The sequence below is a fragment of the Enterobacter mori genome, assembly GCF_025244905.1.
Taxonomy (GTDB): domain Bacteria; phylum Pseudomonadota; class Gammaproteobacteria; order Enterobacterales; family Enterobacteriaceae; genus Enterobacter; species Enterobacter mori_A.
Map to the genome: position 1 here is coordinate 917,915 of NZ_CP104285.1, position 13,380 is coordinate 931,294.

At 48.3% G+C, this 13,380-nt stretch carries 10 protein-coding genes and 1 pseudogene; 3 read left to right on the top strand and 8 right to left on the bottom strand.

All coding sequences use genetic code 11. The annotated features are described in order from the left end of the window. The first annotated feature begins 441 nt into the window (after positions 1–441). Complete coding sequence (locus N2K86_RS04330) at positions 442–2,274, top strand: ATP-dependent nuclease (RefSeq protein ID WP_260660591.1); 1,833 nt, start codon at positions 442–444, stop codon at positions 2,272–2,274. 517 nt (positions 2,275–2,791) lie between these two features. On the opposite strand, the gene N2K86_RS04335 is transcribed toward N2K86_RS04330, so the two are convergent. The 7 genes and pseudogenes from N2K86_RS04335 to N2K86_RS22625 form a co-directional block, all read right to left on the bottom strand. Next, complete coding sequence (locus tag N2K86_RS04335) at positions 2,792–4,432, bottom strand: class I SAM-dependent methyltransferase (protein ID WP_260660592.1); 1,641 nt, start codon at positions 4,430–4,432, stop codon at positions 2,792–2,794. Positions 4,433–4,439: 7 nt separating this feature from the next. After that, positions 4,440–4,697 carry a YjhX family toxin gene (locus N2K86_RS04340; RefSeq protein ID WP_260660593.1) on the bottom strand — a complete coding sequence of 86 codons (258 nt, stop codon included), beginning with the start codon at positions 4,695–4,697 and terminating at the stop codon, positions 4,440–4,442. Between the two features lie 357 nt (positions 4,698–5,054). Continuing rightward, positions 5,055–5,729 (bottom strand): type A chloramphenicol O-acetyltransferase, encoded by a 675-nt coding sequence (catA, locus tag N2K86_RS04345; RefSeq protein ID WP_260660594.1) that lies wholly within the window; start codon positions 5,727–5,729, stop codon positions 5,055–5,057. A 56-nt stretch (positions 5,730–5,785) separates the two neighbouring features. Next, positions 5,786–7,717 carry a bifunctional diguanylate cyclase/phosphodiesterase gene (locus N2K86_RS04350; RefSeq protein ID WP_109492526.1) on the bottom strand — a complete coding sequence of 644 codons (1,932 nt, stop codon included), beginning with the start codon at positions 7,715–7,717 and terminating at the stop codon, positions 5,786–5,788. Between the two features lie 17 nt (positions 7,718–7,734). After that, a complete protein-coding gene (locus N2K86_RS04355) occupies positions 7,735–8,229 on the bottom strand; it encodes a molybdopterin-dependent oxidoreductase (protein ID WP_010427922.1) in 495 nt (164 codons plus the stop codon). A 348-nt stretch (positions 8,230–8,577) separates the two neighbouring features. Continuing rightward, on the bottom strand, positions 8,578–9,789 hold the full coding sequence (locus tag N2K86_RS04360; RefSeq protein ID WP_260660595.1) for a major royal jelly family protein: 1,212 nt from the start codon (positions 9,787–9,789) through the stop codon (positions 8,578–8,580). 45 nt (positions 9,790–9,834) lie between these two features. Beyond that, positions 9,835–9,957 (bottom strand): annotated as a pseudogene (locus N2K86_RS22625) (short-chain dehydrogenase); the annotation flags it as partial. Positions 9,958–10,085: 128 nt separating this feature from the next. Between N2K86_RS22625 and N2K86_RS04365 the strand changes: the two are divergent. Next, entirely contained in the window at positions 10,086–10,985 is a 900-nt protein-coding gene (locus N2K86_RS04365; protein WP_126817347.1) for a LysR family transcriptional regulator, read from the top strand. A gap of 16 nt (positions 10,986–11,001) precedes the next feature. After that, positions 11,002–11,511, top strand: coding sequence for a hypothetical protein (locus N2K86_RS04370; protein ID WP_256460048.1), 510 nt, complete (start codon positions 11,002–11,004; stop codon positions 11,509–11,511). Positions 11,512–11,533: 22 nt separating this feature from the next. Here the strand turns inward: N2K86_RS04370 and N2K86_RS04375 are convergent, their stop codons facing one another. Beyond that, positions 11,534–13,318, bottom strand: coding sequence for a diguanylate cyclase (locus N2K86_RS04375; protein ID WP_260660596.1), 1,785 nt, complete (start codon positions 13,316–13,318; stop codon positions 11,534–11,536). Positions 13,319–13,380 lie beyond the last annotated feature (62 nt).

The window sequence follows — 13,380 nt, forward strand, 5'->3', positions numbered from 1 at the left end:
ATTTCAGTTGCTTAAGCAAAAATGTATCTAAGAATCAGTTTGATAACTTTTAAGTGTGCCGTTAGTTATCATGTAAAATCTCACCTAATATTTTATATCTCTTTACTATCAATGGCTTAATTAAAGCGATGACGATGTTGGAGTAAAGCTGAACTGAAAAAAGATGAAATTCTTTTCACTCTTTTCAGTTCCCTACTCACTATATATCCCCAGTTGTGGCGCGGCCTGGCGCTATCATTTTTAAAAAATCCCAACTGAAAATTTTTTGCGATCTGAAAACCGCAGGCGGGTGCGGTGTAGTGCAATTTTTGTCAGGTTAGAAAATTTTTACTTCTGCAAAAGTTGAGTTAAGTCATAGGTATATAAAATTACAGGTATTCAAAGATAAAACACTATGTGCTAGCTTTTTATTGCTCACACAGCTCCTCTGAGGAAAAAATAATGAGATTAGAAAAAGTTTGCATTAAAGGATTTCGTGGGATTAAAGAAGAAATAACAGTTCCTATTAAAGAACTTAACGTCATAGTAGGTAAAAATGATGCGGGTAAATCAACGATTCTCAAGGCATTGGATCTATTCATCAATAACAGAACCTTTTACCCGCAATTTTTGAATAACGAAACTGAGAAATATTGTGAAATCACTTTATGCTTTTTACCAAATGATGATGGTATTGTAATAGACGACACAGTTATAACTACTTTTCAAAAAGAAGGGTTCGTTAATCAAGATGGTTTGATTTTGTATAGAAAAACTTGGGATGGGACTAAAGTTGGGAAAATTTCCCCTGAAATATCTATACAAAGACGTAGTTATGGAGATAAAGATTTTTTTGGAATGACTGAAACCCAACTGATAAAGGCATGTACTGAAGCTGGTATTAAAACAGATAAAGGCATTGCAACTAAAAAAGATGTTGAAGCTTTTAGCAATACAGAAAAACGTGAAAAGTTATTGTCATATTATATTGAGATGAGTTATGAATATCATTACATATTCGATAAAGTTCCTACTCAAGGACAAAATAGGATTAAAAAAGTCGAGGCAGAATTAAAAAAATTAATGCCTAGGTTTGAATATTTTGTAGCAGACTCATCGCTGGACGAAAGTGATACAAAAATACAAAATTATTTTAGAGATTTAGCACTTTCTACAATAAAAAATGAAATTGACACTTCTGAATCGGAAACAATTATACGCTTACGTTTACAAAAAGTATTAGACAAAATAACAGCTAAAATAAATGCAGTAGTACCAGCAACTGAGCAGGTAAGAGCTAGAGTTGACTTCGATTGGTCAAAAATAATAAGCACATCATTTGAGTCAATCTCTGATAAAGGGGCAATTCCTCTTAGCAATCGAGGTGATGGTTTTAGACGTATCACTATGATGGCTTATTTTGAAAGCCTTGCTGAAGAAGTTGAACATCAAAATATAATATTCGGATTTGAGGAACCAGAAACTTTCCTTCATCCATCAGCACAAGAAAATCTTTTTGATAAACTCTTTGATATTACCAAAAGTGGATATCAGGTTATCATAACAACACATTCGCCAGTCATAGTAGCTAAATCATGTAAAAGACATTTACATCACGTGATAAAAGAAAATGGTGACTATCGTTATCATGCTGAAGTAGATAACGTTTTGGAGATAGCTAATGATCTAGGTATAAAACCCGATAGCACTTTCTTCCCAGCTATAGAGAAATCTAAATTATTACTTTTACTCGAAGGTATAGATGATTGTACAGCATTTAAATACCTTAGTAAAAAGTACCATGAAGAAACGATTATCCCAAATCATTTCGAAGAGCTTGGTATTTTAACTATTCCTATTGGTGGGTGTAGCAGTATCAAGCACTGGGTGACGCTTGATCTTATTAAAGAATTCAACAAGCCATTTTTTATTGTGTTGGATTCAGATAAAGAAAGTAAAGAGCATGAATCTCCAAATAAAAAAGAACTTGAGCAGATGGGCTTTGTAGAAAATGTGGATTTTAATGTGTTACGAAGGAGAGAAATAGAAAACTATTTCACAGGAAAATCTTTAGAGAGGTTGGTTCCTGGTTCATCCCTAATTTTAGATGAGTGGTGTGATGTAAAAGCAATATGCAAAAATCACGCCTTGACAATAAGATTAGGAGGAAAAAGGGTTACTCATAAACATTTTTGTTCGCTAACATTTGATGAATTAAGGGAAAGCTTCTTTACCCAAGATGGCGATGAGTTTTTGGCCATATATGATAGGCTGTGCGCCAAATTAGCAAGTTAACTTGTAAGCGCCCCCAACATTTACAATCAATGGTGATGGGGGCATCTTATTGTCTTGTTTTATTTTTTCTCTTATTAAATAATTGGTTGTGTTCATGTTTTGCTCCTGTTATCGCACCATTCAAGCATCTCTCAAATTCTACTCAAGTCCTATGGAGCACTTTATATTCTAGCTTTACGCCCTTGCTCATTATTTTGAGGTCTAGCGAAGTACCCCTTAATCTACATCATTTTGGGGGTATATCTGTTCGGTCTAAAGGAGATACCCCCCATGAAGCTAAACGCTCGACAGGTAGAGACCGGTACGTGAGTTCGGTACCGGAAACAAGGAATACCAGCAGGTCATTAAACAGTGAGAAGCCTTTCTCAACGCGTACGGTATGAGCCGCTTTGCGCCGCTGGATTATGAACCGTGTGATTTGCCAATTCACTGAATATGTATTGTGCAGGTGATGCATCAGATCAAAGCAAAGGCGAAGCTCCCGGTATCTCCAGTCAGAAATACCGGGAACCTGATGTTACCTGGCGATGAGCGCGAACACGCCCCAGCCAAAATATTCCCGCGCGTAGGTCACGTGGCGTTTCGGCGAGACGTTTAGCTCGGCCCTGACTTCGGCGGCGAAGTCGTCGTCAGGATTGGCCTCCAGCCAGCGGCGCATGGTCAGCCATTTCGCGGCTTCATACCGGTCCCAGCCTTCCTGATCTGCCAGTACCATTTCCACCACGTCGTAGCCGAGGTTGTCGAACGCACTGACAAGCCCTGGCAGCGTCAGGAAATCGCTTGTCGAACTGACGCCGCAGGCCTGGGCAATCTCTTCCGTCGCGGGTAGCTGACGCCAGTAGGGTTCGCCAATAAGCATGATCCCGCCCGGTTTCAGGCTTTGCGCCAGCAGTTCGACGGTCCCGGCAAACCCATCGGCAATCCATGTTGCGCCGACGCAGGCGGCCACATCGCATTTCTCTTCTGCCACATATCCGGCGGCGTCGTTATGAATGAACTGAACCCGGCTGCTGACGCCGAGTTCTTCCGCGCGGCGTCTGGCCTGCTCGCTGAACAACTGGCTCATGTCGATACCGACACCGGTGATGGCGTGATCCCGGGCCCAGGTGCAGAGCATCTCGCCCGAGCCGCTGCCGAGATCAAGAATGCGGGTGCCCGGCTTCATGCGCAGCACACGACCCAGCGTGGCGTACTTCTCTTCGGTGAACGGGTTATGAATACGGTGCTCACTTTCACTAATTGTAAAAATACGTGGGATATCCAATGTGGAATTCCTTTTATTGCGTTGAGTATTAAGAGGAAGTTCCTCTGATGTTTTTGCTTTTACGGCCAGCAAAACAAACAGCTTCCCTTCAAATGTCTTGCTGACTGGCCAGTCGTGGCTTTCAGGAGGAGGAAGCAGGGTAAAACCGACATTACCGAGCAGGCTGACGTACTCGTCATCGCGCCAGGCCGTCATCTGGCTGCCGAAACGGGTAGTGTGACCGTTTGCCTCTATGGCCCAGAACTGCGTTGAGCTGGTCTGCGCTTCTTCATCCCAGCCATGTTCTGTCAGCAGCAAATGAGGGACGCCCAGAAACAGCCCGTCCTGACAGCGTTGCCAGCTCGGTTCAGCCATTCCCTGACGTTTAACTTCGTCGAAAGTATGAACTTCAGCGAGCAGCCTGCCACCCGGCTCCAGCCACAGCGCGCAGCGGCTGACGAGTGAGCGCGCATCCGCCGCGCTAAACACATTCAGTTCCCCGAACGTCATCATGATGAAATCGAACGATTTATCCGGCCAGTATGCGCGGATATCCTGCTGAACATAGTCGATATTCAATCCGGCATTCTGCGCCTGCTGACGGGCCCAGCTCACGGATGCCGGTGAGAAATCCACGCCGGTGCAGTGAAATCCGCGTTCCGCTAAGCGGTGGGTATAAAAGCCGGGGCCGCAGCCGAGATCGAGGATATGTGCGCCAGGGGGTAACTGGCTGGCGATCCATTCGACCTGTTGCTCAATGACCTCCTGCCTGCGGCTGGCCCAGTCGTGCTCCTGCGACAAATGATTTGCCAGCATCCGCTGGCTGAAGGCCGGTTCGTCCCAGGGGATTTTGCTCTCCTCCGCCGACAGTTGAATGTGTCGGGATGCGGAAATAAGGGTGCTGATATCCATCATGCTCTCCTTAGCGGTTATCAAGCTGTGCGCGAACGTTATTCAGCCCGGTGGTGTTGATGCGATAGGGCTGGCCGTTAACGGACTTGATCAGTTTTTTGGTTTTGAGTTTTTTGAAGATGGCAAGGGTGCAGTCGGTCAGCAACAGCCCTTCGCGGGTGTAGCATTCAACGGCGGTGACGCGGCCAGACGCATCGCGAACGTGCGCAATACGGCCACCTTTGGCGAGAACGTGTAAGGTACGTTGTTCCTGACGGGATAAATTCATACTGGAAAACCTGTTTAATCATCATGTGCAAAACGTGCAAACACATAGCGGTGTCCGCATTCGATTTCGGCGCATTGATAATCAGTCCGGCCTGAAAAGGTCGGGAAGCTGATTATCGGATGATTACATTCTCCAGCATCAAAGCCTCGGGTAGAGTTGAAAGGTATTTACGGGGTGAATGATAACACGCAGTTTTATCAGGGGCATCCGTAAAGCGGAAAAGTGTGATCCGGTTCGGAAAACGTTATCCAACTTGCTTGCAGTGCGAAACCAGAAATAAAACAGGGGCCACAGAGGGGTGAAAATAGCCCTCTGCTTTCGTTTGTCTCAATGTCACCTCTATTCAGGTGGCCAATTTTAGTGAGCCGCTACAGACTGACCTGGCAAACCATCACACAGCTCCTGCAACTCATTGAACATCCTTGCCACATGGAAACCATCGCACACGGAGTGATGTACCTGAATGGCCAGCGGCAACAACACTTTTCCATCCTGCTCGTAGTATTTTCCAAACGTGAACATAGGTGAAAAGAAGTTCTTCATGTGCGCAATATTCATATTAAAGTTCGTAAAGGTTACCCAGGGAATCGACGATACGAAAAAGACATTTTCCCGGGACTCTTCCTTCGGCCAGTAAGAAAGGTTATGTCCATAGCGTGCAACGTCTTCTGCATAGGTTTTCTGGAAGTGATGCATATTGCCGTCGTAGTGGCTCCACAATGACGAAAAGGTCTCCGTTTCGGGATGGAAAATGGTATAGCTTGGATGGATTTCATTCCATATAACCAGCTCATTGTCCTTCATGGCCATACGGAATTCCGGATGTCGGTTCATGATTTTAGAAAGGAGAAAAATAATCGTCGGGTAAAACTTCCAGCCGACCTCTTTGATATGTTTTCGCAGCACGGTAATGTCGATCAGAACCGTTTGGTTAATTGTACACTCAGCAAATGACTGGAATACCTCAAAATGTTCTTTCCTTGCCCAACGAGATAAATCAACAGGCGTAAATTCCGGCATTGTTTTTTTCATTTTTAACCCTTTGATTATTATAATGGATTTAGGTAATAAACAGCCCTAACACCCATTCAACTACACCTGATTACCTCGTTAACCTCAGGCTGAGGTTTTCCGAACAGGTATCCCTGCACGAGATCGCAGCCAAGCACCTGAAGACGTTCAAGCTGCTCTTCGGTTTCAACGCCTTCAGCAATGACCCGCATATTGAGGCTCTTGGCCATGCCGGTAATCAATTTAACGATGTTCAGTGCTTCATTTTGCGTGGATATAGAATTCACAAAGGATTTGTCTATTTTGATTTTGTCAAAATTCAGTTCACTCAGTCTTGAGAGTGAAGAATATCCCGTCCCGAAATCATCGATAGAAATTTTTACGCCCAACGATCTCAGCTTTTTAAGAATACTGATCGGCATGTTGCTGTCACTGAAGAGCGAAGACTCGGTAACCTCTAGCTCAAGGCGGTTAGCCGGTAGTCCTGTCTCTTTCAGAATGGACTGCACCATCGTCGTAAACGATTTGCTGCCCAGCTGAATCGGTGAGACATTCACAGAAATTCTTGCCGGAACGGCCCAGGAAACCGCTTCACGGCAGGCAATCTCAAGCACAATTTTGCCAATTTCATTGATCTTGCCTGTTTTTTCGGCAACGGAGATGAAGCTATCCGGCGACAGAATTCCCCTCACAGGGTGTTTCCAGCGAATAAGCGCTTCATAGCCGTAAATTTCATTGCTGAAAGAATCGACAATAGGCTGGTAATAAACAACGAATTCATTGTTATCGAGCGCCAGCGCCATATCATGTTCAAGGGTTCTGCTTTCCTGCAATTTTTGCAGCATCCACTGACGGAAGACTTTTATCTGCTGCGAACCCTCTTTTTTGGCCTCGTAGAGCGCCAGATCGGCAAATTTATAAAGATAATCAGAGCGTCGTTCATTATCAGATAAAACGATACCCACACAGGTGGCAATTTTTATCAGTTGGTTATTAATCGTATAGGGCTGGCTGATATGATTACTGATTTCTTTTGCGCGCGAAACGGCTGCCGTTTCGGTGAGGCCACTCGACAGAAGGGCAAACTCGTCTCCGCCCAAACGGTAAAACGTATCAGTGGCGCTGCTCATTGAGGTGAGCCGTCTGGATACCTGATTCAACAGTAAATCACCGGCATCATGGCCATAGGTATCGTTGACCTCTTTGAACCGATCTAAATCAAATAACATCACCGTGACAGGGATGTGGTTTTTGTCTGCCTGAAGATTAATTTTGCTGAGATCGTCCCAGAAGAAAAGGCGGTTTTTCATGCCGGTCAGGGAGTCATGATAAACATCATACTCCAGCTTCGCGTTCTGAATTTGCAGCTTTTCTTTTGATATCTGAAGTTCGTCAGCAAGGCTTTTAACCTGCATGTGTGCTTTGAGAATGTTTTTATTCTGGTAGATCATTAAGAACCCCAGAATAAAGCTTAATATCACCAGAAGTAACGAAAGTGCGGAATAGATATAATAGAGTATTTGTATTTTTCTATTGGATTCATTAATCGTATTAATATCTTTTGTTAACGCACTTGAAGAGAGTTGGCTGAGTGGCGCATCGAGCAGATGCATATTAGCCAAATATTTTTTTAACTCTGCATGGCTCATTTTTTCCAGATGACTATCCAGATAAGACAGTATTTCTTCCAGGCGTGCAGCGAGCGCCTGATGCGTTTTATCGCTTTCAATATAGCGACCTAAATCTCCCCCCTTCATTAACTCACCCTGGCTGAGCATAATTTCGAGGCGCATGCGGGCCTGGTCTATGGTAACCTCATCGGTATCGGTTGCGTACAGACCAAGCCATGATTCAAATCGGTAATACTCTGATACCAGTTGAGCCACGGACCAGGACTCAGTGTAGTGAGTCAGTTTTTGCAACTCTTGCTGACGATCGTAAACAAGAAATGCAATATATCCTGTCGTGATAAAAAGAGAAAAAATGATACCAACCAGTATCCTGTTCATTATGTTCTCCTGAACTGCTATTCAATCTTCATTTTGCTAACCTGCCATGCCGAGCGCGAGTAATAAATCTGATTATTCAATTCAGGAAGACTGTCATAAGGGTAAACAATGAATGATGGGCCTTTATCGCGAATGCGCATATATTCGCCATTGATCTTTAAGGCAAGTATGGCGTTGTATTTTTTAAAGTCGCTGAGAGGGATCTCGGTAGCGTAATCATTGAGCGCAATAACATTAACGACAGAACCCTTCGCGCCAACATAATCCATGAGTTTGCCCATTGGGACGCCCTCAAATTTTGTACGGCCAGTGTACCAGGGAGATGTCGTCTCAAAACTCACCATACCCAGTTTTTCAAGGCTGGCGAGATCAAACACTGCTTTTCCCTCTTCATTGGTATTTTCTATATTACCGTAAATCGTCAAAATGGGTTTTCCAACGGGTTTTGGCAGTTCGCCAGCCCAGGCTAAACTCTGTACCAGACAGCATACCAGCATTAGGGTTAATCGCATTATGGCCTCCACTTTTGAACAGAAGTATATGAATTATAATTTAGTTATCACAGTAGTTTATGTATTTTATTGAGTCGCTATTACTTCTGTACTTATGTGAAGATTAAGCGTAGTAAAATCAATGGCTTGCGTTGTTTTGGGCGGGGGTGTTTGAATCACATACAACGCCTCTTTTTTTTGAGGCACGCTAAACTGACTTGAATAAACTCTCTTGCGTTTAAAAAACGATCGCTTTAATTGGGTGTTATTTTCTCACCGCAAAGATTGTATCTGTCATGGACAGGTAAAAAAAACGCCACCCAATGGGCGGCGTCGTCATATTCAGCGATTGTCCAGCGTAGTGCACCGTTACTTTTTCGTGCCCGGTGAAGCATCGAGTGGCAAACGCCATAGCTCGTAGCGTTCATGACCGGGTTTGACCGCTCCAGCAAAGTGGTCATTAAGGCTACTTGAGGTAAAGATCAGGTCACCGTCCGGACGAATAGCCGGCGTGTCTGGCCAGCGTACGGATTCATTTTCAGCAATAAGCGACATTGTACGGGTCTTCGGCTCATACCTGACAATGCCGTTGCGGGTGACATCCGTAATATAGAGGTTGCCCTTTGCATCGGTCACCAGACCGTCCGTGTTGCCTCCCACTGTGCCCAGATTCTGGATTTGTCCGGTAATCTGCGCATCGGTTGAGCCAGGCTGCTTCAGAACGGCAGTTGGTACCGCGTACGCATGTTTTCCCGTCGTCACCGTCCAGTACAATGTCTCAGCATCGGGAGAAAGCGCAATGCCATTGATGCCAATCAGCAGCGGTTTACCCGGCCACACTTCCACACCGTGGGAAACGACTTTTACGCCGGGTTCAATCTGTAGGGCAGGGTGGCGATCCAGCATGCGTCGGGCTGCGCCGGCGGTAAAATCCACAACGATCAGACCGACACGGTTTTCAGGCGCACTTCGCGATCCGCTGTCGGAAATGTATGCGATACGACGATCTTCATCGACAACGACATCATTGAGGAAGCTCGCCTTACGGTCAGCCACGCCGTCCAGTGGGATCCGTTTAACCGTGCGACCCGAGTCGAGATCCAGCACGACCAGTTTCTGCGAGCCTGCGGGGGATTCCGCTTCTCCCGCGACGAACCCCATATCCAGCGCCCATAACCAGCCGTTCTTACGATCAACATAAAAGCCGAGCACGTTGCGCAGGTTCCGATCGGGAGCAGAATCTACCGCATTACCCTGGCGTGACGGAAATGCCGTCAGGCGCGCCGGGCCCGACTGAGTGCGGGTATCCAGAATACTTAACGTGGCGGGGGCACTGGCCGAAACCAGTCGCGGCGTGCTGACAAAGGCTTGGCCCTTTGCATCAAAGTGAATCCCGGCGATTGGGGCATTAACCGACCCGGAAAAAAGCGCCGGCTGCCCGTTCTCTGGTGTATTCCAGCTTACGCCTGAATAGCTGCGCCAGCGTTCAAGAGGTACCTGATTCGCCGCGCTGGCGCAGCTTGCGAACGAAAACAATACCGCCATCGCAATGGCGGAGAAAGTATGGGTATAGTGGGACATAAATGCTCCGGTGAAGAGAGTAAGAAGCGGCTTCTTAATCCGGTATCAAAGAATGGAGCGGAACGTGCCGCCCTCGACGCGTACCGCAGCTCCGTTAGACGCTGCGCAGAGTGGGCTTGCCAGCAGCGCGACCAAAGCGGCTATTTCGTCAGCCTCGATCATTCGCGCGCCAGCGTGCTGGCGATAGCCAGCCCAATTCCTGCGGTAGCTCCAGTGATAAGTGCGGTCACTTTACTCATCGCTCAATCGGAGATAAATTAGCGAAATTGAAAAACATTTGTTCGTGAAAGAGCAAAATGAGCAGAAAATTCGATTATCTCGGCGATGTTGAAGTCTTCATTACTGTCGTTGAACATGGCTCATTTACCGCGGCTGCGGTTGCCCTTTCAACCACCCCCTCAGTCTTGAGCCGCGCGGTGTCCCGCCTTGAAGTACGTCTTGGACGACAGCTATTACAGCGCACCACTCGTCGCGTGGGGCTCACGGAAGCCGGACGAATTTATCTTGAGCAGGCGCGAGCGGCGTTTTCCCTGCTTGATGACGCCGAACGGGATGGTCGTGGTCAGGGGGGCGATCTGACGGGCCGTGTGAGGATCAGCGTTCCGACCACCTACGGGCACTATTGTCTGCCGCCCCTGCTGGCTCGCTTTTCTCAACAGTATCCGCACGTTCAGGTAGAACTGAATATCACCAATCGCAACGTCGATCTGATCGCGGAGGGATTCGATCTCGCTGTTCGTCTGGGTCAGATGCCCGATAGTGGCTTAGTGGCGCGCAAGCTGGAAGATGCGGCATTGCTTCTGGTGGCATCCCCTGCTTACCTTCATCGAACGGGCGTCCCGCAGACGCTGGATGAGCTGCAACAGCACCGCTGTCTGCCTTTTATCATGCCGCGAACGGGGCGCATTGCACCCTGGGTGTTCCGGGATGATGGACGCGACGTTGACTGGCTGCCCCGTTCAACCTTCGAAATATCGGATGACGTGCTGGGCGTGGTTTCACTGGCGGAACAGGGGATGGGGATCTGCCAGAGCTATGAATTTATCGTCCGCGACAGGATAGCGCGCGGCCAGCTCGTCGAAGTGCTGCCCCATTTACGCGGGCGCTCGCGGCCTTTCTCCGTGATCTTCGCGCCGCACCGTCGTCAGTCGGCAGCCACTCGCGCGATGATCGCCCTTCTGACCGCTGACGCATGACAAGGAACTGTTCACCATGAAAAAAGATAGCTATGCCTTTCTGATCCCACTCATCGTTGGCGGGTTGGCGTTGATATTCGGTTTTGTTGTCTGGTCAATCCAGATTTATCGCGTGACCTTTCTCACCGTCCTGGGAGAACAGGTTCTTGCGGTTGGCGCATTGCTGCTGCCGCTGGTGGTGATGGCGATGTTCATCGCGAAGAGAGCGTTCAAAGGCAAAACCGTTGTTGACGTTGTCAAAATTTACCTCGGCCTCATCATTTTCAGCCTACCGGTGGTCATTTTCGTCATCGTTACCGCGGCCTGGCTACTGGGCGGAGAATACTCTGCCTGGAGTCAACCTTATCGGTATGAATCCGGCAGCCGAAAAAGCTGTTCGGGGGCGAAAGTCTATGAGCCGGAACTCAAGAGAGAGATCCGCATCTGTTACCCGCAGGGGAATTATTTTATCGATAGCACCCTATACGTGGAAAAGCGGAGTAATTCGCTGGGCATGGTGGTGCTTTGGGCAATCACACGGCCCTGAACCCGGGGCCGACTCATCCCCCTTAGCTCGCTTCCAGCATCCCAAAGCTCACTATCCGCGAGCGGCCCAGCTCTTTCGCCCGATACAAGGCCACATCCGCGGCGCGCAGCAGGCTGTCACTCTGGGCATGTTGCGGGTAGCTGGCGATACCAATGGATACATCCACCGGACCGATCTCGGTCAGCCCATAGCGAAGCGACAGCTCATGCACGCCGTTGTAAATTTTCTGCGCACAGGCATGCGCTTCTTCTTCATCGGCACCGGAAAGCAGAACCAGGAACTCTTCGCCACCGTAGCGGAAGGCCATACCCGTATTATGCGCGGCGCGCTGAACAATCGACGCCACGCTTTTAATGACCTGGTCACCCGCTTCATGACCAAAGCGGTCGTTAATGCTCTTGAAGTGATCGATGTCGATCATCAGGCAGCTTACCGGTTGCTCGCTTCGCATGGCCTGCGCCATTTGCGTCCGCAGCGTATCTTCCAGGTGATGACGGTTACGCAGACCCGTGAGCGGGTCGAAGAGCGCTTTTTCCAGTAAAGCATCGCGTAGCTTCTGGTTGGCCAGCGCCAGCCCCAGCGCTTCGGCCATAAGTTCAAGATAAGCGCGGGAGGGCGCAGTTTCAGGCGTGATGTTCTGGAAAGAGAGCAGGCCGATGGCTTCGCCCTGCGCAATGAGCGGAACACACAGGGACGAGTGTGCTTGCGATTCTGGCAGGTGATAACAACCAATGTCCGGCTCACCGTTCACCGGGGGATGGCTTTGCCCGCGCCGGACGGCCCAGCATTCGTCCGGATGGAATGCGGGTATGTCACCCTCCGGGGACAACCATTCTGCTGCGCAGCGCATCTGCCAGGGTTCGCGATCAATAATATATAACCGCCCGGAAACGCCTGGCGCAATATTGGGCGCAAACAGCTCTGCCACATTAATAACATCGGCGAGGTTTTCACAGCCCTGCAACCGCTGGGTCATACGAGCCAGCAGCTCGCGGATCGCCCAGTCGGCATCGCGCTCTTTTTCCAGTTGCTGTCGCACCAGCCCGTTCTCGCGGAAGATGCGGATTGCCTGGGCCATATCGCCTATTTCATCAATCTGGGTAAAGTTCGGCGTTTCAACGGCATAGTCCTGCGAAGCCAGCCGGTGTACTACGTCGCTCAGCCGAACCACCGGATGAAGCACTCGACGCTTGAGAATAAAGCCCATCACGAACAGAAAGAGCAGGGCCGTGAGGCCGACCATCATTTCCGACACCGTACGCAGTGCTTTCGATGTTTTGGTGGCCGCCTGTACGTCGGCAATGATGCGCTTATCCAGTATCTGGCGGAAATGATCAATCTGGCTCTGCGCGCGCTCCATCTCTTGTTCGTAGACAGGGCCGTAAAGCAGGGCAATAGCCTGCTGTTGCTCGCCACGGGCTATGCTGTCGAGTGCGGTTTGCTGCTCATCCTGCAGTTCCTCAATGATTTTTAATCCTTCCTGAAGCAGCATGAGTTCTTCGCCGGAGGCGCCGTTATCTTTTAATTGCACCAGATGATGCTCTATGCTTTTTAATTCGCTCTCTTTTTGCCGATATTCTTCCAGAATAGAAGGTTCTTTTTTGATGACGAACAGGCGCGCTAAATCTGAGAGCATCCAGGTATGTGTCTCGATTTCTTCCGTAAGCTGATCAAACACTTGTCGTTGCTTAACGGCCTGTCGTTCAACGTTATCGGCGTTGGATGCCATGAGCATAACGATGCCAGAGGCGAGGGTCAGGCACACCGTGGCACCGTAGGCCCAGTTTGTTATCGCGGCGATTCGCACCTGTGGGATCCTTCTACGACAAGAGTGGGGGAGCGTTTTTCAAATTATAGAAAATGTTTGAT

Coding starts and splice junctions, on each gene's coding strand:
- N2K86_RS04330 (WP_260660591.1), top strand. CDS start 442: ATGAGATTAGAAAAAGTTTGCATTAAAGGATTTCGTGGGATTAAAGAA.
- N2K86_RS04335 (WP_260660592.1), bottom strand. CDS start 4,432: ATGATGGATATCAGCACCCTTATTTCCGCATCCCGACACATTCAACTG.
- N2K86_RS04340 (WP_260660593.1), bottom strand. CDS start 4,697: ATGAATTTATCCCGTCAGGAACAACGTACCTTACACGTTCTCGCCAAA.
- catA (WP_260660594.1), bottom strand. CDS start 5,729: ATGAAAAAAACAATGCCGGAATTTACGCCTGTTGATTTATCTCGTTGG.
- N2K86_RS04350 (WP_109492526.1), bottom strand. CDS start 7,717: ATGAACAGGATACTGGTTGGTATCATTTTTTCTCTTTTTATCACGACA.
- N2K86_RS04355 (WP_010427922.1), bottom strand. CDS start 8,229: ATGCGATTAACCCTAATGCTGGTATGCTGTCTGGTACAGAGTTTAGCC.
- N2K86_RS04360 (WP_260660595.1), bottom strand. CDS start 9,789: ATGTCCCACTATACCCATACTTTCTCCGCCATTGCGATGGCGGTATTG.
- N2K86_RS04365 (WP_126817347.1), top strand. CDS start 10,086: ATGAGCAGAAAATTCGATTATCTCGGCGATGTTGAAGTCTTCATTACT.
- N2K86_RS04370 (WP_256460048.1), top strand. CDS start 11,002: ATGAAAAAAGATAGCTATGCCTTTCTGATCCCACTCATCGTTGGCGGG.